This window comes from Pseudomonas tohonis, assembly GCF_012767755.2.
Classification (GTDB): domain Bacteria; phylum Pseudomonadota; class Gammaproteobacteria; order Pseudomonadales; family Pseudomonadaceae; genus Metapseudomonas; species Metapseudomonas tohonis.
In genome coordinates, this window is the sequence record NZ_AP023189.1 from 4,532,494 (window position 1) to 4,554,990 (window position 22,497).

At 68.6% G+C, this 22,497-nt stretch carries 23 protein-coding genes; 5 read left to right on the forward strand and 18 right to left on the reverse strand.

What is annotated here, in order from left to right:
- Positions 1 to 3: 3 nt before the first annotated feature.
- The gene (locus HSX14_RS20475; RefSeq protein ID WP_373874761.1) at positions 4 to 942 is read right to left on the reverse strand and encodes a DMT family transporter; all 939 of its coding nucleotides are present in this window, start codon (positions 940 to 942) and stop codon (positions 4 to 6) included.
- A 98-nt stretch (positions 943 to 1,040) separates the two neighbouring features.
- Between HSX14_RS20475 and HSX14_RS20480 the strand changes: the two genes are divergently transcribed.
- Positions 1,041 to 2,465 carry an aminotransferase-like domain-containing protein gene (locus tag HSX14_RS20480; RefSeq protein ID WP_173178032.1) on the forward strand — a complete coding sequence of 475 codons (1,425 nt, stop codon included), beginning with the start codon at positions 1,041 to 1,043 and terminating at the stop codon, positions 2,463 to 2,465.
- A gap of 326 nt (positions 2,466 to 2,791) precedes the next feature.
- Here HSX14_RS20480 and HSX14_RS20485 read toward each other — a convergent pair whose 3' ends face one another.
- From HSX14_RS20485 to HSX14_RS20500, 4 genes are read right to left on the reverse strand one after another with little or no spacing between them, the layout of a single operon-like run.
- Positions 2,792 to 3,313: a DUF2937 family protein gene (locus HSX14_RS20485; RefSeq protein WP_173178031.1), complete on the reverse strand. Its 522-nt coding sequence runs from the start codon at positions 3,311 to 3,313 to the stop codon at positions 2,792 to 2,794.
- Positions 3,314 to 3,330: 17 nt separating this feature from the next.
- Entirely contained in the window at positions 3,331 to 4,104 is a 774-nt protein-coding gene (locus HSX14_RS20490; RefSeq protein ID WP_173178030.1) for a class II glutamine amidotransferase, read from the reverse strand.
- A 3-nt stretch (positions 4,105 to 4,107) separates the two neighbouring features.
- The gene (locus HSX14_RS20495) at positions 4,108 to 4,554 is read right to left on the reverse strand and encodes an HIT family protein (protein WP_173178029.1); all 447 of its coding nucleotides are present in this window, start codon (positions 4,552 to 4,554) and stop codon (positions 4,108 to 4,110) included.
- A gap of 36 nt (positions 4,555 to 4,590) precedes the next feature.
- Complete coding sequence (locus tag HSX14_RS20500; protein ID WP_173178028.1) at positions 4,591 to 5,082, reverse strand: MFS transporter; 492 nt, start codon at positions 5,080 to 5,082, stop codon at positions 4,591 to 4,593.
- 107 nt (positions 5,083 to 5,189) lie between these two features.
- Here HSX14_RS20500 and HSX14_RS20505 point away from each other — a divergent pair, with 107 nt between their 5' ends.
- Together HSX14_RS20505 and HSX14_RS20510 are read left to right on the forward strand one after the other, a co-directional pair.
- Positions 5,190 to 7,223 carry a S9 family peptidase gene (locus HSX14_RS20505; protein ID WP_173178027.1) on the forward strand — a complete coding sequence of 678 codons (2,034 nt, stop codon included), beginning with the start codon at positions 5,190 to 5,192 and terminating at the stop codon, positions 7,221 to 7,223.
- 2 nt (positions 7,224 to 7,225) lie between these two features.
- A complete protein-coding gene (locus HSX14_RS20510; RefSeq protein WP_173178042.1) occupies positions 7,226 to 7,549 on the forward strand; it encodes a low molecular weight protein tyrosine phosphatase family protein in 324 nt (107 codons plus the stop codon).
- Here the strand turns inward: HSX14_RS20510 and HSX14_RS20515 are convergent.
- Positions 7,546 to 7,866, reverse strand: a complete 321-nt coding sequence (locus HSX14_RS20515; protein WP_173178026.1) for a hypothetical protein — start codon at positions 7,864 to 7,866, stop codon at positions 7,546 to 7,548. The two genes, HSX14_RS20510 and HSX14_RS20515, sit on opposite strands and share 4 nt — an antisense overlap.
- Before the next feature lie 82 nt (positions 7,867 to 7,948).
- Between HSX14_RS20515 and HSX14_RS20520 the strand changes: the two genes are divergently transcribed.
- Together HSX14_RS20520 and HSX14_RS20525 are read left to right on the forward strand one after the other, a co-directional pair.
- Complete coding sequence (locus HSX14_RS20520) at positions 7,949 to 8,419, forward strand: YehS family protein (protein WP_173178025.1); 471 nt, start codon at positions 7,949 to 7,951, stop codon at positions 8,417 to 8,419.
- Between the two features lie 98 nt (positions 8,420 to 8,517).
- Entirely contained in the window at positions 8,518 to 9,198 is a 681-nt protein-coding gene (locus HSX14_RS20525) for a type 1 glutamine amidotransferase domain-containing protein (RefSeq protein WP_173178024.1), read from the forward strand.
- 103 nt (positions 9,199 to 9,301) lie between these two features.
- Here HSX14_RS20525 and HSX14_RS20530 read toward each other — a convergent pair whose 3' ends face one another.
- From HSX14_RS20530 to dapA, 12 genes are all read right to left on the reverse strand, one after another.
- Positions 9,302 to 11,836 carry a TonB-dependent receptor gene (locus HSX14_RS20530; protein WP_173178023.1) on the reverse strand — a complete coding sequence of 845 codons (2,535 nt, stop codon included), beginning with the start codon at positions 11,834 to 11,836 and terminating at the stop codon, positions 9,302 to 9,304.
- A 151-nt stretch (positions 11,837 to 11,987) separates the two neighbouring features.
- Entirely contained in the window at positions 11,988 to 12,944 is a 957-nt protein-coding gene (locus HSX14_RS20535; protein WP_173178022.1) for a FecR family protein, read from the reverse strand.
- Between the two features lie 14 nt (positions 12,945 to 12,958).
- The gene (locus tag HSX14_RS20540; protein WP_228723470.1) at positions 12,959 to 13,492 is read right to left on the reverse strand and encodes a sigma-70 family RNA polymerase sigma factor; all 534 of its coding nucleotides are present in this window, start codon (positions 13,490 to 13,492) and stop codon (positions 12,959 to 12,961) included.
- Between the two features lie 187 nt (positions 13,493 to 13,679).
- Entirely contained in the window at positions 13,680 to 14,774 is a 1,095-nt protein-coding gene (locus tag HSX14_RS20545; protein WP_173178020.1) for an extracellular solute-binding protein, read from the reverse strand.
- A 9-nt stretch (positions 14,775 to 14,783) separates the two neighbouring features.
- Positions 14,784 to 15,896 (reverse strand): agmatine deiminase, encoded by a 1,113-nt coding sequence (aguA, locus tag HSX14_RS20550; RefSeq protein ID WP_173178019.1) that lies wholly within the window; start codon positions 15,894 to 15,896, stop codon positions 14,784 to 14,786.
- Between the two features lie 95 nt (positions 15,897 to 15,991).
- A complete protein-coding gene (locus HSX14_RS20555) occupies positions 15,992 to 16,879 on the reverse strand; it encodes a LysR substrate-binding domain-containing protein (protein WP_173178018.1) in 888 nt (295 codons plus the stop codon).
- Positions 16,880 to 16,976: 97 nt separating this feature from the next.
- Positions 16,977 to 18,215, reverse strand: coding sequence for a M61 metallopeptidase family protein (locus HSX14_RS20560; RefSeq protein WP_228723471.1), 1,239 nt, complete (start codon positions 18,213 to 18,215; stop codon positions 16,977 to 16,979).
- A 56-nt stretch (positions 18,216 to 18,271) separates the two neighbouring features.
- Positions 18,272 to 18,721 (reverse strand): YcgN family cysteine cluster protein, encoded by a 450-nt coding sequence (locus tag HSX14_RS20565; protein ID WP_111262080.1) that lies wholly within the window; start codon positions 18,719 to 18,721, stop codon positions 18,272 to 18,274.
- Between the two features lie 395 nt (positions 18,722 to 19,116).
- Positions 19,117 to 20,049, reverse strand: coding sequence for a D-2-hydroxyacid dehydrogenase (locus HSX14_RS20570; protein WP_173178017.1), 933 nt, complete (start codon positions 20,047 to 20,049; stop codon positions 19,117 to 19,119).
- Positions 20,049 to 20,342, reverse strand: coding sequence for a YcgL domain-containing protein (locus HSX14_RS20575; RefSeq protein ID WP_173178016.1), 294 nt, complete (start codon positions 20,340 to 20,342; stop codon positions 20,049 to 20,051). Before HSX14_RS20575 ends, HSX14_RS20570 begins: the two co-directional genes overlap by 1 nt.
- Positions 20,339 to 21,469, reverse strand: a complete 1,131-nt coding sequence (gene rnd / locus HSX14_RS20580) for a ribonuclease D (RefSeq protein ID WP_173178015.1) — start codon at positions 21,467 to 21,469, stop codon at positions 20,339 to 20,341. Before rnd ends, HSX14_RS20575 begins: the two co-directional genes overlap by 4 nt.
- 87 nt (positions 21,470 to 21,556) lie before the next feature.
- Positions 21,557 to 22,411 carry a 4-hydroxy-tetrahydrodipicolinate synthase gene (dapA, locus tag HSX14_RS20585; RefSeq protein WP_173178014.1) on the reverse strand — a complete coding sequence of 285 codons (855 nt, stop codon included), beginning with the start codon at positions 22,409 to 22,411 and terminating at the stop codon, positions 21,557 to 21,559.
- Positions 22,412 to 22,497: the final 86 nt, after the last annotated feature.

Genomic DNA, 22,497 nt, shown 5'->3' on the forward strand with positions numbered 1-22,497 from the left:
TTGTCAGGGTTTGCGCGTGAGGAATTTTTCAACGGGCAGCTTGGTGATGGCGAAGCCGGCGAGCAGGATCGCCGAGTACAGCGCCAGGTCGCGGGAGATGGCCTGCCCCTCGTACCAGGAGCCGATGACCACGGCGAACACCGGGAAGATGATGAAGACGAAGGAGAGGATCACCGGGCTCAGGCGCTTGAGCAGGAAGAAATAGACGATGAAGCCGCCGACCGATGCGCACAGGCCGAGGTAGGTCAGCGCCAGCCAGGAGCGGGTGGTGACCTGGGCGAAGTCCGGTTGCTCCACCACCAGCCCGGCGAGGAACAGCATCGCCCCGGCGATCCCGATGGGCAGCGTGTTGTAGGTGATGACGCTGATGCCCTCGCCCTTCTGCTTGGTGATCACGTAGCACAGCGCGTGCATCACCGCGGCGGCGAGGATCGCCAGCACGCCGAGGAACTCCGCGTGGTCCAGGCGCAGGCCCTGGCTGCGCAGGATCATGAACAGGCTGCCGAAGCCGATGGCGATGCCCACCACCTGGGACAGGTAGATGCGCTCACGCAAGAACAGCGACGAGAAGATCAGGATGAACACCGGCATGCAGCTGAACAGCAGTGCCGTCAGCCCCGAGGAGACGTGCATCTCGCCGTAGTTCAGCAGGTAGTAGGGAATGCCGAAGTAGCTCAGGGTGACGAAGGCGAAGAAGCCCAGCCGCTCGCGGGGGAAGAGGATCGAGTCGCCACGGATCAGGGCGAAGCAGATGAACAGCGGGAAGGCGATGAGGAAGCGCAGGCCGGAGGAGGTCAGGGGCGGCACGCTCTCCACGGCGATCTTGATGCCCAGCCAGGTGGTCCCCCAGCTCAGGCAGACCACGAGGAACAGCAGGCTGGTGATGAATCCGGCCAACCAGTGCTTTTGCGATTTTCCGGTGTTTTCAATTACGGCGGACATTGGCATGATGGCAATTCATCCTTGCTGCTAAATTGACCTCTAAAACCTGGGTATCAATCACTGATTGACACAGCTCAATCAGGCTATTAGGACGAAAAATGGCTGTCAAACCAATTATTGACACGGTGTCAATTCTGAAATCAGCGCTGGATTCCGGCCAGGGCGCGAAATACAAGCGCCTCGCCGGAGCCATGGAAATCAGGATTCTCGAGGGCACTCTGGAAGGCGGCGCCAAGCTGCCGCCGCATCGCAACCTGGCCGACCGCCTGGGGGTGACCATCGGCACCGTCAGCCGCGCCTACGCCGAACTCGAACGCATGGGCCTGGTGATAGCCCGCGTCGGCGACGGCACCTTCGTCCGCCGGCGGGGGCTGGAGCGCAAGCGCGACGAGGGCTTCCGCAACTTCATCGAAGAGGCGCCGGAGCTCTACGACATGAGCCGCAACATGCATATCCCGGGGCATGAGACGGCCTTCCTGGCGCAGAGCCTGCTGGACCTGGCCAACGACCCGCAGACCCTGCAGGACCTGACCCGCTACACGCCGGACACCGGCCTGCCCCGCTACCGCCAGGTGGGTGCGAACTGGCTGGCCCACGGCGACTTCCTGCCCCAGGCCGACCAGGTGCTGTGCGTCAACGGCGGCCAGCACGGGCTGCTCTGCACCCTGATGGGCCTGCTGCGCGCCGGGGACATCCTGGTCACCGAGCAGCTCACCTACCCGGGGCTGATCACCCTCGCGCGGATGCTCGGCATCAAGCTGCTCGGCGCCGACATGGACGAGGAAGGCCTGGTCCCCAGCTCCCTCGACGAGATCTGCCGCAACAACCGGGTGACCGCGCTCTACTGCACCCCGACCATCCAGAACCCGACCACCGGCGTGCTCTCGCACCAGCGCCGCGACGCCATCGCGCGCCTGTGCCGCGAGCACAACCTGCTGATCATCGAGGACGAGGCCCATGCGGTGCTGGTGGAGGATCGCCCGCCACCCCTGAGCCACTACGCGCCGGAACGCACCATCCTCATCAGCAGCCTGAGCAAGGCGGTGGCCGCCGGGCTGCGGGTGGGCTACCTGCACGCGCCGACGGCGCTGGTCAGCCGCATCGCCGCCGCCCTGCGCGCCACCTGCTGGATGGCCACGCCGCTGGCGCTGGAGCTGTCGACGCTATGGATCGAGAACGGCACGGCCCAGAAGCTGCTGAGCCAGCAGATCAACGAGATCGGCCGGCGCAAGGCGCTGGTGGAGCGGCTGCTGGACGGGCTGAACTACCGCACCCATCCACAGAGCCCGCACTTCTGGATCGAAGTGCCGGAAGCCTGGCGCGCCGCCGATATCGAAGCCGACCTGAAGCTGAAGAACTACCTGATCACCGCCGCCGAGGCCTTCGCCGTGGGCCGCGCCACCGTGCCGCAGTTCGTCCGCGCCAGCGTCAGCAACGCCTCCAGCAACGACCAGCTGCTCTACGAGGGCTTCCTCACCCTGGCCAGTACCTTGCGCGAGGAGGCCAATCGCTTCGGGCTGTGAGCCGTTGCCTGAGGGGGCCCGACCTACGCGCTGTATCTGGGCTTTCAAGTGGATGCCCGCGTTCGCGGGGATGACGGTGCGTGCTGGAAGCGCCCCGCCCCCTCGTCACCCTGGCGAATGCGGGGCTCCTGGCCAGCAGGGTGGGCGGGATGCGACCGGAGCAGTCGGGTTGCACCCGACCTGCGCCAATGCGCAGCGCCGCAAGCGTTCGGTGAAACCCGCGTTCGTAGGATGACGGTGCATGCTGGAAGCTCCCCGCCCCTCGTCACCCCCGCGAACGCGGGGGCCCACTGGCCAGCGGGGTGAGCTTCAGCCCACCAGAGGGTTCAGCGCCAGTGCCGCTGCTGCACGCGCTTGCCGTTGCCCCCTGCCAGCAGGGCGAGGCCGAGGAGCAGGCTCTCCACCACCCAGGCCAGCAGCAGCGCGCAGACGATGCCCCAGGCCATCGCCTCGGGCACCAGCAGCACCTGGTAGCTGTAGGCGTTGGCGGTCTCCAGCAGCAGGTCGTGATCGGCCCCCGTCGCCACGTGCCAGGTGCGGGCGTACCAGGGGCCCTGCATGGCTTGCCACTCGCGCTGCAGCAAGGCGTCGCGGTTGACCAGGGTGGCCACGCTGTCGGCATCGCTGCGCATCACCGGGTCGTTGCTCGCGCGGTAGTGCGCCACCAGTGCCGCGAGGTCACCGTCGAAGAATTTCTGGGCGGTCTCGCGGAAGCCCTTGAGCCCGATCTCCGCCTCCAGGCGGTGGGCTTCGACGCGCTTGGCATAGTCGTCGACGAACCCGGGCACCTGCACGCCGATCAGCAGGCCCAGGGCGAACAGCGCCAGTCGCAGGTAGCTACGCAGCATCGGTTTTCCCCTTCTCGTCAGGTCTGCCCGGACGCCAGGCACTCGCCCCGTCGCCACAGGCTCCAGGCGCCGGGCTGGTAGAGCGTCCAGGTCTCGTTATCGGTCAGTGGCTCGGTGGCGATCACCGTGACCACGTCGTTGGGTGTGGTTTCGGACTGGAAGTCCACGGTCAGGTCCGCGTCCTTCAGCCGCGCCGGGCCGAAGGGTGCACGCCGGGTGATCTGCGCCAGTTTGGTGGTGCAGAAGCAGAACAGCCAGTCGCCGTCGCTGAGCAGGCAGTTGAACACGCCGCGGCTGCGGTATTCGGAGCAGGCCTGCACCAGCACCGGCAGCAGCACTTCAACCGGCACCGGCTCGGGAAAGCCCTGGCGCACCCGGTTGAGCAGGTCGCAGAAGGCCGCCTCGCTGTCGGTGTCGCCCACCGGCCGATAGAAGCTGGCGGCCGGATGGAAGTCGGCGAGCTGGCCGTTGTGGGCGAAGCACCAGTTGCGCCCCCACAGCTCACGGACGAAGGGATGGGTGTTGGCCAGGCTGACCTTGCCGACGTTGGCCTGGCGGATATGGCCGATGACCGTCTCGCTCTTGATCGGGTAGCGCTGCACCAGGCGCGCCACCTCGGAGTCGACGCTGGCGGACGGGTCCTGGAACAGGCGCAGGCCACGGCCCTCATAGAAGCCGATGCCCCAGCCGTCACGGTGCGGGCCGGTGCCACCGCCGCGCTGCATCAGGCCGGTGAAGCTGAAAACGATATCGGTGGGCACGTTGGCGCTCATGCCGAGCAATTCGCACATGGTTCAGGGCTCTCGTTTCAATGCCTGTCGCAGTTGTTCGGCCTCCCGCGCCAGCCGGGCCTGGATGCGGGCGCGGCCGAAGGGCAGGAAGCGGGTGAGGATACGCCAGAGCAGCGCAGCCAAGTCGCCCCGTTGCCGGGGAATCAGGTGCAGGTGCAGATGGGGTACGTGCTGGTTGGAGTCGGGGCCGTCGTTGATCAGCAGGTTGATGCCCTGGCGACCATAGCCCGCCCTGCGCAACGCCTCGCCCATGTGCAGGGCCTGGTCCACCAGGCGCTGGCGCGCCGGGGTGCCGAGGTCGGCGAGGTACGGCGCGTGCTCGCGGGCCACCACCAGTACGTGGGCGGGCCGCAGGGGGAAGATGTCCAGCAGCACCAGGAAGTGCTCGTCCTCGTGCAACAGGTGGGCCGGCAGCTTGCCGGCGGCGATGGCGCAGAACACACAATCCATGGGCATTCCTCGTGAGCGCTCGGCGCGCCGCCGGTATCAGAGACGCGGTTCGATGCGCAGGCGACGGTCACCCCGGTCGTCGAGGCGGGTATCCACGCGCTCGTTCGAGTCACGCTCCATCAGCTGGCGCAGGGTCGGCTCGTCTTCCTCCTCGTCCACCGCGGCCGGCTTCTCGCGCTCGGCGCGACGGGCACGGATGGCGCGTTCGATGGGCCATCGGATGGCGACGAAGATGAGGTAGAGCACCAGGCCGATCATGCCGTACATGGCCAGGTCGGAAACCGCCTTCCAGGCGTTGTTGCCCACCTTGAACACGATGTCCAGCGCGGTGACCGCCACCGCCGGCGCGTAGAGGTCGCGACCGGGGTCGACGGGAGTCGGGGTCAGCAGCAGTACGGCGACTATCAGACGCAGGGGCTCGCGCAGCCAGCGCCACATCCAGCCGGTGGCGCGGAAGCTCACCAGCAGGCAGCCCAGGGCCGCGACGCCATAGGCGCCCCAGGCGAGGAGATAGTCGTGTTCGTTCATGGGCTTCCATGGCAAGGCGGGCAAAGGGGCGCTTATGATAGCGACTTTTCCGAAGCCCGGCGTCCCCGCCGTCGCCCGGCCCGCAACGCCTAGCCGTGAGAACCGCCATGTCCGAAGCCCCCATCGCCCGCATCCAGGCCGGAGCCGATCCCTACCGCTGGCTGGAGGAACGCGACGCCCCCGAGGTGCTCGATTACCTGAAGGCGGAGAACGCCTGGCTCGACGAGCGCCTGGCCGACGAAGCGCCGCTGCGAGACGCGCTGTTCGAGGAGATCCGTGGGCGCATCCGCGAGACCGACCTTTCCCTCGCCACGCCCTGGGGCCCCTACCTCTATTACCAGCGCACCACCGCCGGCGACGAATACCCGCGCCACTACCGCTGCGCGCGCCCGGCCGAAGGCTTCGAGGTGGACGAGGCCAGCGAACAGCTGCTGCTCGAACCCAACGCCCTGGCCGATGGCGGCTTCCTCTCCCTCGGCGCCTTCAGCGTCAGCCCGGACCACCGCCTGCTGGCCTACAGCCTGGACACCAGCGGCGACGAGATCTACCGCCTCTACGTCAAGGACCTCGTCGAGGGCAGCCTCACCGCCCTGCCCTTCGACGACTGCGACGGCAGCATGACCTGGGCCAACGACAGCCGCACCCTGTTCTTCGGCGAGCTGGACGACACCCACCGCCCGCACCGCCTCTACCGCCACCGCCTGGGCGAGGCCAACGCCGAACTGGTGTTCGAGGAGGCCGACGGCCGTTTCTTCCTCGGCTGCCACCGCGCCAGCTCCGAGCGCCAGCTGGTGCTGATGCTGGGCAGCAAGACCACCAGCGAGAGCTGGGTGCTGGACGCCGACACCCCCGACGGCGACTTCCGCTGCCTGGCCCCGCGCGAGGAAGGCCACGAGTACTACGCCGACCACGGCCAGGTGGACGGCCAGTGGTGCTGGCTGATCCGCAGCAACCAGACCGGCATCAACTTCGCCCTCTACCAGACCCCCGAGGCGACACCCGAGCGCGCCCATTGGCGCGAGCTGATCGCCCACGACCCCGACTGCATGCTCGAAGGCGTGGGCATGAACGCCGGCGCCTTCACCCTCAGCCTGCGCGAGGGTGGCCTGCCGATCATCCAGGTGCACCCACGCGGCGCCGCGCCGTACCGCGTGCAGTTGCCGGACGCCGCCTACAGCCTCTATGTGCAGGACGGCATGGAGTTCGACAGCCCGGTGATCCGCCTGCGCTACGAGGCACTCAACCGCCCCGCCCAGGTCCGCGAGCTGCGCCTGGCCGACGGCGAGCAACGGGTGCTCAAGCAGACCCCGGTGGAGGGCCCCTTCGACGCCGACGCCTACGTCAGCCAGCGCCTCTGGGCCACCGCCGCCGACGGCACCCGCGTGCCCATCAGCCTGGTCGCCCGCCGCGACGTGCTGGGCCAGCCCGCGCCGCTCTACCTCTACGGCTATGGCGCCTATGGCGAGAGCCTCGACCCCTGGTTCTCCCACGCCCGCCTGAGCCTGCTGGAGCGCGGCTTCGTCTTCGCCATCGCCCACGTGCGCGGCGGCGGCGAACTGGGGGAAGCCTGGTACCGCGCCGGCAAGCTGGAGCACAAGACCAACAGCTTCGATGACTTCATCGCCTGTGCCGAGCACCTGATCGGCGCAGGCCTGACGACCCGCGAGCACCTGGTGATCAGCGGCGGCAGCGCCGGTGGCTTGCTGATGGGCGCCGTGCTCAACCAGCGCCCGGACCTGTTCGCCGCCGCCATCGCCGAAGTGCCCTTCGTCGACGTGCTCAACACCATGCAGAACCCCGACCTGCCGCTGACCGTGACCGAATACGACGAGTGGGGCGACCCGAACGAGCCCGAGGTGTTCGAGCGCATCCGCAGCTACGCGCCCTACGAGAACGTGCGTGCCCAGGCCTACCCGGCGCTGCTGGTGGTGGCCGGCTACAACGACTCCCGCGTGCAGTACTGGGAGGCCGCCAAATGGGTGGCCAGGCTGCGTGCCACACGCACCGACGACAACCTGCTGCTGCTCAAGACCGACCTCGGCGCCGGCCATGGCGGCATGAGCGGACGCTACCAGGCGCTGCGCGACGTCGCCCTGGAATACGCCTTCCTGCTCAAGGTGCTGGGGCTGACCGGCCAGTGAAGGTGCAACGCCTGCTGTTCATCTGCGGGCAGAACCGCCTGCGCAGCCCCACCGCGGAACAGCTGTTCGCCAGTTGGCCGGGGATCGAGACCGACTCCGCCGGCCTCAAGGCCGAGGCCGAAACCCCGGTGACGCCCGAGGCCCTGGCCTGGGCCGACCTGATCCTGGTGATGGAGGGCAGCCACCGGCGCAAGCTCGCCGCCCGCTTCCCCGCCGCCCTCAAGGGCAAGCGCGTGGTCAGCCTGGATATCCCCGACGACTACGAGTACATGGACCCGGCTCTGGTGGAGCTGCTCGAGGCCCGGGTGCCACCGCTGCTGCGCTAGGGCGCCGGCTTTTTCTCACTGCCTCCCAAACCCTTGCTGTTGCGATCCAGCTGCTCCTGCAGCACCGGAATGCGCTCGTCGCGCGGGTCCGTCTGGCGCGTGGTCGGCGGGTTGACCAGGAGCGGCGGGCTGCCCGAACGCGGCGCGGCCGCAGGCAGGCTCGGCGGGCTCGGCTGGGGATAGGGTTGCGGCGTGGCCGTACCGGGCGAGCCCGGTGCCGGCGTGCCGGGCGAGCGCAGTAACGGCGGCTGTTGCGCCTGGATGCCACAACTGACCGCGACCAGCGCCGCGAATGCGAGCACAATGGCGCCCTTCATATGGACCTCCCGCCTATCGGCGTCGAAGTCCTCAGTCTAGTTGCCGGCCCCCTGCCGGCCTCCCATCCCGACGGAACACCCCATGACCAACAACGATGTACTGCGCAGCCTGCGCTACCTGCTGGATATCAGCGACGCCCGGGTGGTGGAGATCATCGGCCTGGCCGACCAGGAAGTGAGCCGCCAGGAGGTCGCCTCCTGGCTCGTCCGTGACGACGAGGAGGGCTACCACTCCTGCAGCGACAAGCGCCTGGCCGGCTTCCTCGACGGCCTGGTGTACGCCATGCGCGGCAAGGACGAGAGCCGCCCGCCCCTGCCCCTGGAACTGCCGATGAGCAACAACCAGGTGCTGAAGAAGCTGCGGGTGGCCTTCGAGCTGCGCGAGGACGACATCCTCGACATCCTCCACGAGGCCGACCTGCCCATGACCCGGTCCGAGATCGGCGCCCTGTTCCGCAAGAAGGACCACAAGAACTACCGCCCCTGTGGCGACCAGATCCTGCGCAACTTCCTTCGCGGCCTCACCGCGCGCAGGCGCCCGCAGCCGGACTGAGGACAGGTTCCCAGGCGCGTCTAGAATTCATCGGCCAACCACCGGAACCTTGCCGGAGGAGCGCCAGTCACACCCTCGATAATCTCAAGGAGTTGCCGATGAAAATCCTCATGGTGCTGACCTCGCACGACCGTCTGGGCGATACCGGCAAGCCGACCGGCTTCTGGCTCGAAGAGTTCGCCGCCCCCTACTTCGCCTTCCGCGACGCCGGGGCCGAAGTGGTCCTCGCCTCGCCCCGGGGCGGCCAGCCACCGCTCGACCCGAAGAGCGACGAGCCCGACGCACAGACCGAAGCGACCCACCGTTTCCGTGGCGACCTTCAGGCGCAGCAGGCCCTGGCCAACACCCTGCCGCTGTCCGGGCTGGTCTCGGCCGACTACGACGCACTGTTCTACCCCGGCGGCCACGGCCCGCTCTGGGACCTGGCGGACGATCCCTTCTCCATCCGCCTCATCGAAGACCTGCACCACGCCGGCAAACCGGTGGCCGCCGTCTGCCACGCCCCCGGCGTGCTGCGCAACGCCCGTGCCGCCGACGGCAGCCCGCTGGTGCAAGGTTGCGCGGTGACCGGCTTCTCCAACAGCGAGGAAGAAGCAGTCGGCCTCACCCATGTGGTGCCCTTCCTGGTGGAAGACGTGCTGCGCGAGCAGGGCGGTCAGTATTCCAAGGTCGCCGACTGGCAGCCCCACGTGGTCACCGACGGCAAGCTGATCACCGGCCAGAACCCCGCCTCCTCCGAACCCACCGCCGCCGCGCTGCTGCAGCTGCTGGGCGGCTGAGCAGGGTCGTCACTCGCGGGTTGCACCCGCCCTGCGACCGCGCGATGCAGGGCGGGCGGAACCCGACGGGCCGTTGCCAGGCGCCCCCGCCCTGTCGCAGCAGTCAGAAGAACCGGGTGATGCTGATCTTGGCGTTGCGACCCTGGCTGTAGGCGGCATCGCCGCTGAGGTTGGCGCGGTAGAAGCGGTTGAAGACGTTGTCCAGGGTGAAGTTCACCTTGGTGCCCTTGAGGTCGCCGGTCTGGGGCGCCCACTCGGCGAAGAGGCGGTGCACGTCGTAGCTGTCGTTCTCGAAGTGGTCCCACACCGTCTCGCCGGTGACGTCGTAGAGATCGCCCGGTACGCGATCGGTCTTGCGCACGAACTCGCCCTGCCACCCCACTTGGGTCGAGATCTCGGGAATCTTCACCCCCACCATCGCCACCCACTTGGGGGCCGGCACGTCCCGCACCCAGACGTCGGGGCCCCAGGGGTTGCTGTAGGCACCTTGGTGCTTGCCGCTGACCCAGGAGTAGGAAAGGCTGCCGTACATCCGCGAGCTGTCGTAGTAGGCCTCGACCTCGAAGCCCTTGAGGGTCAGGCTCTCCAGGTTGCGGTAGTTGGGCAGCGGCAGCAGCGAGGCGCACTTGGCGGAGATGGTGCCGCCCTCGATGGCCTGGCGTTCGCAGGCGATGCTGCGCAGCTTGAAGATCTCGTCGTCGATCTTGTGGTGGAACAGCGTGGTACGCACCTGCAGGGCGTCGTTGGCGGCGATCAGGTCGCCGAAGCTGAGCACGCTGCCGCCCCGCACGCCACGGATGCGCTCGGGGTCCAGGCCCCGGCTGGTACCGCCGATGGTGGTGCTGTTCTGCAGTTCGTACTGCTCGTCGATCACCGGGGCGCGCCAGGTCCTGGCGTAGTCGGCGAACAACCCGAGGTTGTCGTTCACCCGCCAGAACACGGACAGGCGAGGCGACCAGCCGGAGTACTCCTGGGCGCTGTAGTCGTGCCCGAGGGCGGCGTTGTTGTAGACCGATGCGAGGTTCTCCTTGCCCTGGTTGCGCACGGCATCGAAGCGCATCGACGGCGTGATGGTCACGTCGCCGAGGGTGATGGCGTCCTGCACGTAGGCGCTGCGGGTGGTCTGTTCGCCACGGGGCATGAAGTACGGCTGGAACCAGCCGTAGTTGTAGCGCGCGACGTTGTAGGTGCTGCCCGGCAGGTACATCAGCACGTCGCGGTTGTGGTGGTGCCAGGCGAGGCCGGTGGTGAGCTCGTGCTCGAGGGCCGCCGTGGAGAAACGGCTGATGTTGCGCAGCTCCACCACCTTGTCCTGGTAGTCGGTCCTGATCCACTTGCCGCCCGAGGTCAGCGAGTAGTTGGCGCCAGCACGGCGCTCGTCGGTCTGCTCGGTTTCCGAGTAGGAGGCCTTCAGCTCCAGGTCGATCCAGGGGTTGTCCAGCGGCTGGTAGGTGTACTTGCCGGCCCAGGTGGTATCCACCACCTCGCGATCGGCGAGGTTGCGGCGCATGGCGTTCTCCAGGCCACCGTAGAGGTCGACGCTGTACTTGCTGGGCAGGTAGAAGCTGGCGGCGCTGAAGGGGCCGAACTGCTCGGTGACCGAGCGCATGTAGGTCAGGCCGAAGCCGTGCTCCTCGTTGGGCCGGAAGTTGCCCTTGAGCAGCGCGCCGTCCAGCTTCTGGTCGGTATGCGGGTAGCGCTCGGGGTACTCGTAGCCCGGTTCGATCTGGATGTGGCCGGCCAGTTTCATGTCGCGGCCGTCGCGGGTGGTCAGGTAGGCCAGGCCATCCGCGCGGCCGTCCTCGGTGCGGCCGTAGACGGCACCGCTGTAGATCTTCTGCTGGTCGTTGCTGTGGTAGCCGTACTTGAGCATGGCGCCGACGTCGCGGCCGTCTTCCAGCAGGTCGGGGGCGTCCTTGGTCTCCATGTGCACGGTGCCACCGAAGCCGCCGTTGCCGGTGAAGACCGAGTACGGCCCCTTCTCCACCTCGATGCGCTTGATCAGCTCCGGCTCGATGAACACGGTGCCCTGCTGGTAGCGCTCGAAACCGCTCTTGGAGGCCCCGTCGAGGGTGAAGGGCACGTCCTCGGCATCGCCTAGGCCCCAGATGTTCACGGTCTGGCCGCCGGGCTTGGCCGAGCCGCCCATGGTCACCCCGGGCAGGGTCTGCAGCAGGCTCGGCACGTTGTCCGCCTGCTGCCGCTCGATTTCCTTGCGGGTCAGGGTGGAGCGCCCGACGCTGCTGGAATCCACGCTGGTGCCGTTGCCGACGATGGTCTGGGCGTCGAGCTGGATGGCATTGTCCGCACCGGCTTCCTGCATGCGACGGCGCACCACGAACCCGTCCCCCGCCTCCACCAGCTCCAGCCCGGAGCCGGCCAGCAGCCGTTGCAGCGCGGCGCGGGCGCTGTAGCGGCCGGCCAGGGCCGGGGCGCGCAGGTCACGCAGCTGCGACTCGTCGAAGAGAATCTGCAGCTGGCTCTGCTGGGCCAGGGCGGTCAGGGCGCTGGCCATGGACTGGGCCGGCAGGTTGAAGTCGTGGTCCTGCGCCAGGGCGCTGCCGCTGAGCAGGAAGGTGGCCAGGGCGCCGCCGGCAACGAGACGGCGCAGCGCGAAACGGGTGCTACGGGTGTTCATCCAAATCTCCCCAAGTACTGCAAAACCGCCCTTGCATGAGGCGGACATCAGGAAGACGCAGCGCTCGGCAAAACCCGCATATGCAAATGAAAAATATTTTCACTTGCATCGAAGCACCCACGCGACTGGACTCCGGGGGTGCTCCGGAGGGTCAACGCGGGTGGATCAGGGCCGTTCCGTTGGCCAGGTATTCGACGCGCACCGGCAGCAATTGCGGCAACGCGGCGAGGAAGGCATCCGGCTTGCCGATGTTGAGGCTGCCGGAGACACGGCGCTCGGCGAGGCTGGCATCGGCCAGGCCCACGGGCGCGCTTCGGTAGTGGGACAACTCGTCCACCAGTTGGGCCAGCGGGCGATCACGGAAGATCAGCTGGCCACGCCGCCAGCTGGCGATCTCCTCGGGGCTGCGGTGGCCAAGCTCCAGGTGGCGCGTGCGGTAATCGAAGTCGGCACTGTCACCGGCACCCAGTTCGGCACGCTGGCTGCCGCCGGCCTCCGGGCTCACCGCGACCTTGCCGCTCTCCACCGCCACGTCGAGGCGCTCGCCGCCCCGGCGGACGCTGAAGCGGGTGCCGAGCACGCGCACGCTGCCCTCCCCGGCCATGACCACGAATGGGCGCTGCTCGTCACGGGCGACGGCGAAGAAGGCCTCGCCCTGGAGCAGCTCCACTTCGCGGTGGTCGTCGTAGAGGCGCACGTGCAGGCGGGTGTCGACGTTGAGGTCGATGCGCGAGCCGTCGGCCAGCTCCACCTGGCGCTGCTCGCCCCGGGCGCTGCTCAGTTGCAGGTCGACGTCGGGCGCGCGGGCGAACCAGTTCTGCGAGGTGGCCAGGGCGGCGCAGAGCAGCACGAACGAGGCCGCCATGGCGCGCGGCAACGTGCGGCGGCCGCGGGGCTCGGGCCGGACCACCGGGGTGGCGAGGACGGGGCGCGGCACGCGATCGAAATCGGCCCATATCAATTGCATGTCGGCGAAGGCCCGGGCATGCGCCGGGCTGGCGGCGAGCCAGGCCTGCAGCTCGGCTTCCTGCTCCGCGCTGAACTGCCCGCTGCTGCGGCGGGCGTACCAGGTGGCGGCCTGTTCGTCGATCGAGGGTCGGGAATCCATCCGGGGGCTCGTGTTCATTGTCCGTCCGCCTGGACGTCGCCCTGCACGCGTTGCTTGCAGTGCAGCAGGGCACAGGCGATGTGCTTTTCCACCATGCTCAGGGAAATCCCCATGCGCGCGGCCACTTCCGCCTGGGACAGGCCGTCGAACTTGTGCAGGACGAAGGCCTCGCGCCGGCGCGGCGACAGATCATCCAGTGCCGAGGCCAGAAGGCGCAAGCGCTGATGGTGCTCGACCTGTTCCATCGGGCTCGCTCCCTGTTCATCGACCAGGGTCTCCAGCGCCTGTTCAGCTTCTCCGTCGAGCGCACCGCGCACCTGCTGGCGGCGCCAGTGGTCACGCAGCAGGTTGCGGGCGATCTGGAAAAGAAAGGCGCGAGGCTGGTGGACCTGTCCACGCTCGCGCCTGTCCAGCCATTGGGTGAAGGCGTCCTGGGCCAGGTCGGCGGCGTCGGCGGGGCTGCCCAGGCGCTTGCCGAGGAACTTCAGCAGCTCGGCATGGAAGGCGCGGTAGGCGCCGGAGATGGAGCCCCGGAACTGCTCATCCACGGGGCTGCCTCCCGTCCGCTCGACTCGCTCGCTGCACGCATGCCCCCGACGGCAGGTGGCCAGGCGACGCCGCCGGATGCGGCGTGCCAGGGACACCAAATGAGAATGCATATCATTAGATAGCAAGCAGCGCAAAACGGTCAAGACGCACGGCAGCGGGATCGCCGGGAACCGGGCGACCCGGGCCTCAGAGGCCGGACTTCAACTTGCTGAAGGCACGGGTCAGCGCACGATTGAAGGCCTTGGTGTTGTCGTTCTTGGTGTAGAGCGTGGCGCGCACCGCCGCCGGCGGGTAGGTGCCCGGGTCGGCGAGGATGGCGGGGTCGACGCTGGGCGCCGCCGCCGGCACCGCGTTGGCGTAGTGGATGCTGTTGGTGATGGCGCCGATGGTCTCGGGGGTCATCAGGTGGTCCATCAGCGCCAGGGCGGCGTCCGGGTGCGGTGCGTCCCTGGGGATGACCATGGCGTCGAACCAGATCAGCGTGCCCTCCTGGGGGATGCGGTAGCGCAGCTTGAACGGCTTCTGCGCCTGCTCGGCCTGGGCGGCGGCGATGGCCACGTTGCCGTTCCAGGACATCGCCAGGCAGGTGTTGCCGTTGGCCAGGTCGTTGATGTTGCGGTCGTTGTCGAAGTAGCGGATCGACGGGCGGATCTTCGCCAGGTGCGCCTCGGCGAGCTTGAGGTCGTCGAGGCTCTGGCGGTTGATGTCCAGCCCCAGGTAGCGGAAGGCGGCGGCGAACACCTCGTTGGGGTCGTTGAGCAAGCTCACCCCGCAGTCGGCGAAGCGCGCGACCACCGCCGGGTCCATCAGCATCGCCCAGCTGTCAGTAGGGGCGTCGGCCATGCGCGCGCGGATCGCCTCCTCCTGGTAGCCGAAGCCGGTGGTGCCCCAGACGTAGAGCCCGGCGTAGCGGTTGCCGGGGTCGAAGCTGGCCATGTGCGCGGTGAACTCCGGGTCCAGGCCCTGGAAGTGCGGCAGCCTGGCCTTGTCCAGCGGCTGCAGCGCGCCGCTGGCGATGGCCCGTTGCAGGTGCTGGCCGGCGGTCAGCACCAGGTCGTAGCCGCTGCGGCCGGTGAGCAGCTTGGTCTCCACCGTTTCCAGGGAGTCGAAGTGGTCGGCCACCACCTTGATGCCGGTCCTCGCCTCGAAGCGGGAGAGCGTGTCCGGCGCCAGGTACTCGCTCCAGATGTACAGGTTGACCCTGGGCGGCTCGCTCGCCGCCTGGGCCGTGCAGGTGCCCAGGGCCAGGCCCAGGGCGATCGCCAGTGTGCGCAGTTGCATCGAAGGCTCCTAGCCAGCCCGGCTGGCGGCGTATTGCGGCATGGTGATGCAGGCGACGTTGCCGCCCCCGAGGAGGATTTCCCGCGAGTTCTCGATGCCGACGATGCGGTGCCTGGGGAACAGCTCGGCGAGTACCGCGCCGGCCGCCTGGTCGTGGGCGTCGCCGAACAGCGGCAGGACGATCGCGGAGTTGCCCGCGTAGTAGTTGATGTAGGACGCGCAGATGCGCGTGCCCTCCTCGCGCAGGTGGGTGCCGTCCACCTGGTCCAGGCCCGCGGCCTCCTCCGCCGTCCAGGTGAGCACGCGGGGCTGCGGCAGCTTGTGCACCTCCAGCGCGCGGCCACGGGCGTCACGGGTGCTGCGCAGGATGTCGTAGGCCTCCTGGTAGATCTCCCACTGCGGGTCGTCGCGGTCGTCGGTCCACTGCATGACCACCACGCCGGGACGGACGAAGCAGGCCAGGTCGTCGATATGGCCATCGGTCTCGTCGAACTTGCAGCCGCGCGGCAGCCAGATCACCTGCTCGGCGCCGAGGTAGTCGGACAGCCGCCGGGTCATCTCGTCCTTGCCCAGGTGGGCGTTGCGGTTGCGGTTGAGCAGGCACTGCTCGGTGGTCAGCAGGGTGCGCTGGCCGTCGGTCTGGATGCCGCCCATCTCGGCGATGAAGGGCGCGCGGTAGCGGTCGAGCTTCTCGATCTCGAGGATCTTCTGGGCGATCTGGTCGTCCTTGTCCCAGGGGTAGTAGAGGCCGCCATCGAGGCCGCCGTAGGCGTTGAACTCGAAGTCCACGCCGCGCACCTCGCCGCTCTGGTCATTGACCAGGAAGGCCGGGCCGCTGTCGCGGAACCAGGTGTCGTTGCAGGTCATCTCCACCACCCGCACCTGGGGCGGCAGCATGCGCCGGGCGTTGGCGTACTGGGTGGCGGAGGCGCAGACGGTGACCGGCTCGCTGCTGGCGATGGCGCTGACGATCTCGACCCAGACCTTCTGCGCGGGCTTGGCGCCATTGCGCCAGACATCGGTGCGCTCGGGCCAGCCGAGCCAGCAGCCGGCCTTGGGCTCGAATTCGCCTGGCAGGCGGAAGCCGTCGGCCTTGGGGAGGGAAGTCAGGGAACGCGCCATGGGAAACCTCGGGATGGGGTGGGAAGTGCCCTGACGTTAAGCGCGGCGGTGCCCCGGCGACCAATGATGAATATCGCGGAACCCTTGAATTGGATTCAGCTATCGGCCAGCTGATCGCTGAACCATTCGACGAACTGGGCCACCGCCGGCTTGTCCAGGCGCAGCCGTTCGCAGACCAGCGCGTACTGCCCCAGCGACGCCACGCTGGCGGCGAAGGGGCGCACCAGGCGGCCGCTGGCCAGGTCCTCGGCGCTGGTGAGGTTGTCGCCCATGGCCACGCCCTGCCCTTGCGCGGCGGCCTCCAGGGTCAGCCCGGCATGGCCGAGGTAGAGGTGCCGCAGGGGTTGCAGGTCGCCGGCGTGGACGCTGAGCCAGGCGCTCCAGGTCTTGCCGTCCTGGTCGTCATGCAGCAGGCAGTGGCGGGCCAGGTCACGCGGGTGCTTGAGCGGAAGCTGGTTGAACAGGCCGGGGCTGCACACGGGGAAGAACTGCAGGGCCGGCAGCGGCCGCACGAAGTAGGCGCTGGCATCCCCCGGGCCGGTGCCGTAGGTGATGGCGAGGTCGATCTCCTCGCCCGGCAGCGCCGACTCCAGCGGCTGCTCGTAGAGGTGCAGGGTGATGTGCGGGTGGCGCTCGCCGAAGTCCGCCAGCCGGCCCACCAGCCACTTCTGCGCCAGCTCGGCGGTGACGGCGATGCGCAGCTGGGCCTGGGAGCCGGGGTCGCGCAGTTCGTCGCAGGCATCGAGGATCAGCTCGAAGGCCTGTTGCAGGCTGTGCAGCAGGCGCCGTGCCTGGGGCGTCGGGCGCACCTGGCGGCCGGCACGGACGAACAGCTCGGTGCCGAGCTGCTCCTCCAGCTGGCGGATCTGGTGGCTCACCGCGCTGTCGGTGACGCACAACTCGGCGGCGGCGCGGCCGAAATGGGCATGGCGGGCGGCTGATTCGAAGGTGCGCAGGGCGGTGAGGGACGGCAGGCGGCGCATGGGCGGGCTTCCGGGCAAAGCCGGCATCGTTGCGCAGGTGGGGCGATGGCGTCCAGCGTGACGTAGCCCGGGCTGCAACCCGGGGCTGCGCGGGGATTCAGGAAGCCTTTGGGGCCTTCAGCAGGGGCGTGTCGAGCACATCGGACCGGCCGCCGAGGACGTTCTCGGCGATCTCGACGAAATCGCGGGTGCTGACCTTGTCCAGGCGCATCAGGCCACGGGCGACGTCGTCGAGGGAGCGCTCGCCCTTGCTGACCTTGCGGATCTCCTCGTCGAGGTCCTGCAGCAGCAGCACCGCGCGTGCCGTGACCGGGCCGGTGGACTGCTCGCCACGCAGGCTCTCGACCTTGCGGCTCCAGCGCTGCAGCTTGGCGCGGACCTTGTGGTAGCGGTCCTCGCTGAGGCCGCCAGCGCGGCGCATCAGTTCGATGGCATAGAACTCGGCGATGCCCTCGCTGATCCAGTCGCTCTGGTCGGTGTCCTTGATGCGGCTGAACACGTGCACCAGTTCGTGCACCAGGGAGCTGGTGCCGTTCTCGCTGACCAGGGGGCGGTCGGCATGCATGAAGAAGGAGTTGGGCGCAGAGAGGCCGCCGCGCCACATCGGGTCGCCGGCACCGACGATCAGCAGCTTGCCGGGGTCGCGCGGGAACACCGCCTGGGCGTGGGGCCAGACGAAGGTCAGCAGGGTGAGGATGTCCATGCGGCGCATGCCCTCGCCCATCGGCGCGGCGACCGTGACGTCGGTGTTGCCGAGTTCGGCGCGGCGGCTGCCCAGCTTGCCGGCGATGATCCAGCCGGTGGGACGGTCGAAGAGGCGCTCGGGGTTGTCGATGCGGAAGCGGTTCTTGCCCACGCGGGACCAGCCGGTCTCCACCGTGCTCCAGCCCTTGGGCAGCTCGAACTGGATGCGCGACACCAGTTCGGTGCCGTCCACCAGGTCGATGCGTGCGGGCGGCACCAGGTCGTCACCGCGCAGCAGCGTCCAGTCCGGCGTCATCCGCGCATCGAACTTGCCGTCGCCACGGGGGTGGGTGATGCGCACCTTGTAGCTGAGGGTCGCCTTGCCTTCCGCCGGGGTCCAGGTGCCGCGCCCGGCGCCGGCCTGCTGCCATTGGCCGTCGCCCTCGAAGTCGCTGTAGTAGCCCTTGTCGCCCAGGTCGAACGCGAGGCTGCGGACCTTCTCGCCGTTTTCCAGCACCAGGCGCACCTCGGCCTGGTCGCTGTCCGGCAGGAAGCGCACCAGGTAGTCGACATCGGTGCGCTTGGCGGCGAGCAGGGGTGCGCAGAACAGCAGGGTGGCGGCGGACAGCAGCAGGGTGGCGCGGTTGGACATGTCGGGCTTCCTCGGAGCGATTTCCCTATGACTCGGCAAGCGGTCGTTCGATCCGTCTAGCCCGCACGAAAGATCATGTAGTCCTCCCAGTCGTCCTCGGCCACCTGGGTCTCACTGACCATGCGCCCGGACTGGGAGATACCGGCGTTGTGCACCGCCTCGGTGTCGCCACAGACCAGCGGGTGCCAGGGCGGCAGGTCCTTGCCCTCGGCCACCAGGCGATAGCCGCAGGTGGGTGGCAGCCAGCGGAACTCATCGGCCTGGGCCGGGGTGAGCTGGATGCAGTCGGGCACGAAGTCACGGCGCTTGGGGTAGTTGGTGCAGCGGCAGGTCTTCAGGTCGAGCAGCTTGCAGGCGATGCGCGTGTAGTACACGGCGCCGTCGTCCTCGTCCTCCAGCTTCTGCAGGCAGCACAGGCCGCAGCCGTCGCAGAGGGATTCCCACTCCTCCTGATCGAGCTGTGCGAGGGTCTTGCGCTTCCAGAAGGGTTCGACTTTGGCGGCCATGGTGCTCTGACTGGGTAACGGGGCGCGGTAGTCTAGTCGCGCCAACCGCGCCGGCCAAGCGCCGGCGACGACGGGACGACCGGCAGCGCCGTGTAAGGAAAATCATTCGCAGGACGGCTACACCGTGGGCTCCCAGGCAACGGGCAGGCGTAGGGTGGATGACGCTCTTTTCATCCACCAACGATGTTGCCTGGGAGCACGAAAGGTGGACCGGTGAAGCGTGGTCCACCCTACGCAAGCCATCTGTGCCGGGATCGGTTCGGTGCCCCGCAAAAGCGGCCATCTGAAACCGGAGATGCCGCCGGGCGTAGGGTGGATGACGCTCTTTTCATCCACCAGCGGTGCTGCCGGAGAACACGAACGCCATCACCACGCAGAGGCCCACCGAGCTGGCGTCAGTAGCCGCGCTGGAAGTCCACTTCACCGCGCAGCGGCTGGCCGCCCTGGAAGCGCGCGAGGTTGTCGAGGAACAGCCCCACCAGCAGTTCCGGCAGCGTGGGCGCGGAGCTGTGGCCGGTGAGCAGCAGGCGCGGCGCGGTCCAGAACGGGTGCGCGGGCGGCAGCGGCTCTTCGCGGCAGACGTCGATCACCGCTCCCGCCAGGTGCCCGGCCTGCAGGCTGGCGACCAGGTCGGCGTCCACCACCGCGACACCGCGCCCGGTGTTGATGAACAGCGCCTCGGGGCGCATGCGAGCGAACAGCGCGGCGTCGTAGACATCGCGGGTGGCCGGCGTGTCCGGCAGCAGGTTGATCAGGTAGTCGGCCCAGGCCGCCTGCTCCGCCAGGGCGTCCATCCCCAGCACCTCGGCGAAGGGCGCAAGCGCACGGGGTTCGCGGGCGATGCCACGCAACTCCACACCGAACGGCGCGAGGAAGCGCGCGACGCTCTGGCCGATATTGCCGGCGCCGACGATCAGCACCCGGCGCCCGGCCAGGCTGCTGGGCATGCGCGCATCCCACCGCCGCTCCACCTGGCTGGCCAGGCGCGAGAGCAACTGCCGCTCGTGGGCGAGGACATAGGTCAGCACGTACTCGGCCATCACCTGGCCGAAGATGCCGACGGCGCGGGTGAGGCGGTAGCCACGCACAAGGTCCTCCGCCAGCAACGGGGTGATGCCGGCCCAGCTGGATTGCAGCCACTGCGGCCGCAGGCCCGCCCGCAGCAACGGGACCACGCGATCCGGGCTGCCCAGCCAGACGGGACAATCGCCTGCGAGGCCGTGGAGTTCATCCGCATCGTCGCTGCCCACCGCCTCCAGCGAGGGGGCCAGGGCGCGCAGCAGCTCGGCATGGCGACGGTGTTTCTCGTCGGCGAGGAGGACCTTCATCAGATGGGGTCGTTCATGCGCAGCAGTTCTTCGGGCAGGTGCTCGATGTATTCCTCTTCAGCCGGCGGCATCTGCAGGTGGTAGCCCTGCTTCTCGAGGTTCTCCAGCACCTTGCCGATGTCCTCGCGGGCCAGCTGGCGCTCGGGGCTGAGCACCAGGTCGAAGGCGTGCTGCGGCGTGCCGAAGGCGGCCAGCAGGGCTTCGGGGACGCGGGTCAGGGCGTCGCGCTTCTCGACGTAGAGGTACATCTCGTTCTTGCGCGGGCTCTTGTAGATGGAGCAGATGCGTTTCATGGGGCGTTGTCTCCGGCCAGGGCATCGAGCAATGCCTGGCCCATCAGTTCACGGCGCCAGCCCTTGAAGCCCTCGGGCAGGCTGTAGGGGCCGTCGGGGTAGCCCGTCTTGAGCAGGGCCTCCAGGTGCTTCTTGCGCAGCATGAGCTCGGGTGCCATGCCCAGGCGCTCGGCTTCGGCCTGGCCGATCGCGCGCAGCTTCTTCAACAGCGCGGTGGCTTCGGACGGCAGCGGCTCGGGCAGCGGCTCCGGCCACTCGGCGGGGGGCAGCTCGGCCGCCTCGCGGATCATCTTCAGCAGGGTGTTGCCGTCCTGGCGCACGGTGCGCGGGTGCATGTCCTCGATGCGCGCCAGGGCGACGAGGTTGTCCGGCTGGAACTTGGCCAGCGGCCAGAGGGCGTGCTCGCGGATGATGCGGTTGCGCGGCTGGTCGCGGCGGCGTGCCTCGATGTCGCGCCAGGCGTAGAGCTCGCGTAGTACGGCGAGTTGCTGGCGGGACAGCTTCCAGCCCAGCTTGGCGTCGCGGTAGAGGTCGTCCGGGTCCACTTCACGGCGCAGGTTGGCCACCAGCTCGGCGCCGTCTTCCAGCACCCAGGCACGCTTGGTGGCGTCCAGGCGCTCGTCGATGATGCGGTAGATCTCGGCGAGGTGGATGGCGTCCTCGGCGGCGTAGCGCTCCTGCATCTCGGTGAGCGGGCGCTGCAGCCAGTCGGAGCGGGTCTCGTCCTTGGGCAGGTCGATGCCGAGCACCGCCTGCACCAGGCGCGAATAGCCCATGGAGTAGCCGATGCCCAGGTAGCCGGCGGCGAGCTGGGTGTCCAGCAGCGGCAACGGCAGGCTGCCGGTGAGGCGCAGGAAGACTTCGAGGTCCTCGCTGCAGGCGTGCAGCACCTTGGTCACCGCCGGGTCTTCGAGCAGCCCGGCGAAGGGGCGCCAGTCCTTGATCAGCAGGGGGTCGATGAGCCAGGCGCTGTCGCCGTCACCCACCTGCACCAGGCCGGCCTTCGGGTAGAAGGTGTCGACCCGCATGAACTCGGTGTCCAGGGCCACGAAGCTGAGGGTGCGCCAGCGGGCGCAATGGGAGGCCAGTTCGGCGTCGTCGCGAATCCAGTGAAAATCGATGGCCACAAGGCTCTCCTCGGTTCAGAGGCGCGAAGTATATATCGCAACCCCATTTCCGCCCCACCCGGTCGTGCCGTGCGGGGCGGCTGCGGCTCAGGCCAGTTCGCTGCGCAGGCGCTGCAGCAAGGCCGGCGAGCTGGGTTGCATGGGTGCGCGCAGCTCGTCGCGGATCAGCCCGCGCATGGCCAGCAGACTCTTCACCGGCGCCGGGTTGGGCTCGGCGAAGGCCAGGCGGATCAGCGGCTGCAGCTCGCCGAAGATCGCCCGGGCGCCCTTGAGGTCGGAGGCCGCGACCCGCTCGGCCATGGCCACGAAGCGCTCGGGGTGGATGTGCGCGGAAGCCGCGATGGCGCCGCTGCCGCCATGGCAGAGCGTGGCGAAGATCTGCGCGTCCTCCCCCGCCAGCACGTCGAGCTGGCCGTCGGCGATCAGCGCCTGGGTCTTGTCGATCTCGCCGCCGCAATCCTTGATCGCCACGATGCGCGGGTGCCGGGCCAGCTGGCGCAGGGTCTCCAGCTCCAGGCGCACGCCGGTGCGGTAGGGGATGTCGTAGAGGATCACCGGCACCTCGGCACCGTCGGCGATGGCACCGAACCAGGCCAGCAGCCCGGACTGCGAGGGCCGTATGTAGTAGGGCGCGGGCACCAGCAGGCCGGCCACCGGGCGCTTCTGCACCTCGCGCTGCAGGGCCAGGAGGTCCGCCAGGTTGTTGCCGGCCAGACCCATCACCAGGCGTTCGCCGGGGACGGTTTCGAGCAGGGCGTCGAGCACTGCGAGCTGCTCCGCCTTGCTCAGCGCCGCGGCTTCACCGGTGGTGCCGCACACCACCAGGCCGGCGACGCCCGCCTCCAGCAGGTGCGCGGAGAGCCGGCGCAGGGCGGGGAAGTCGATGGCGCCATCGGCGAAGGGGGTTACCAGGGCGACCCAGATTCCAGAAAACACAGGCATTGCAAAGCTCCTTCAGGCTGACCGTCAGAGTCACCGTCGGAGGGGATGCGGGGAGTGTTCGTGCGGATGAGGTTTCGACCTTCGCG

Coding starts and splice junctions, on each gene's coding strand:
- HSX14_RS20565 (WP_111262080.1), bottom strand. CDS start 18,721: ATGGCCGCCAAAGTCGAACCCTTCTGGAAGCGCAAGACCCTCGCACAG.
- HSX14_RS20495 (WP_173178029.1), bottom strand. CDS start 4,554: ATGGATTGTGTGTTCTGCGCCATCGCCGCCGGCAAGCTGCCGGCCCAC.
- HSX14_RS20570 (WP_173178017.1), bottom strand. CDS start 20,049: ATGAAGGTCCTCCTCGCCGACGAGAAACACCGTCGCCATGCCGAGCTG.
- HSX14_RS20545 (WP_173178020.1), bottom strand. CDS start 14,774: ATGCAACTGCGCACACTGGCGATCGCCCTGGGCCTGGCCCTGGGCACC.
- HSX14_RS20535 (WP_173178022.1), bottom strand. CDS start 12,944: ATGGATTCCCGACCCTCGATCGACGAACAGGCCGCCACCTGGTACGCC.
- dapA (WP_173178014.1), bottom strand. CDS start 22,411: ATGCCTGTGTTTTCTGGAATCTGGGTCGCCCTGGTAACCCCCTTCGCC.
- HSX14_RS20515 (WP_173178026.1), bottom strand. CDS start 7,866: ATGAAGGGCGCCATTGTGCTCGCATTCGCGGCGCTGGTCGCGGTCAGT.
- HSX14_RS20475 (WP_373874761.1), bottom strand. CDS start 942: ATGTCCGCCGTAATTGAAAACACCGGAAAATCGCAAAAGCACTGGTTG.
- HSX14_RS20520 (WP_173178025.1), top strand. CDS start 7,949: ATGACCAACAACGATGTACTGCGCAGCCTGCGCTACCTGCTGGATATC.
- HSX14_RS20575 (WP_173178016.1), bottom strand. CDS start 20,342: ATGAAACGCATCTGCTCCATCTACAAGAGCCCGCGCAAGAACGAGATG.
- HSX14_RS20505 (WP_173178027.1), top strand. CDS start 5,190: ATGTCCGAAGCCCCCATCGCCCGCATCCAGGCCGGAGCCGATCCCTAC.
- HSX14_RS20530 (WP_173178023.1), bottom strand. CDS start 11,836: ATGAACACCCGTAGCACCCGTTTCGCGCTGCGCCGTCTCGTTGCCGGC.
- HSX14_RS20525 (WP_173178024.1), top strand. CDS start 8,518: ATGAAAATCCTCATGGTGCTGACCTCGCACGACCGTCTGGGCGATACC.
- HSX14_RS20485 (WP_173178031.1), bottom strand. CDS start 3,313: ATGCTGCGTAGCTACCTGCGACTGGCGCTGTTCGCCCTGGGCCTGCTG.
- HSX14_RS20555 (WP_173178018.1), bottom strand. CDS start 16,879: ATGCGCCGCCTGCCGTCCCTCACCGCCCTGCGCACCTTCGAATCAGCC.
- aguA (WP_173178019.1), bottom strand. CDS start 15,896: ATGGCGCGTTCCCTGACTTCCCTCCCCAAGGCCGACGGCTTCCGCCTG.
- HSX14_RS20560 (WP_228723471.1), bottom strand. CDS start 18,215: ATGTCCAACCGCGCCACCCTGCTGCTGTCCGCCGCCACCCTGCTGTTC.
- HSX14_RS20490 (WP_173178030.1), bottom strand. CDS start 4,104: ATGTGCGAATTGCTCGGCATGAGCGCCAACGTGCCCACCGATATCGTT.
- HSX14_RS20500 (WP_173178028.1), bottom strand. CDS start 5,082: ATGAACGAACACGACTATCTCCTCGCCTGGGGCGCCTATGGCGTCGCG.
- HSX14_RS20480 (WP_173178032.1), top strand. CDS start 1,041: ATGGCTGTCAAACCAATTATTGACACGGTGTCAATTCTGAAATCAGCG.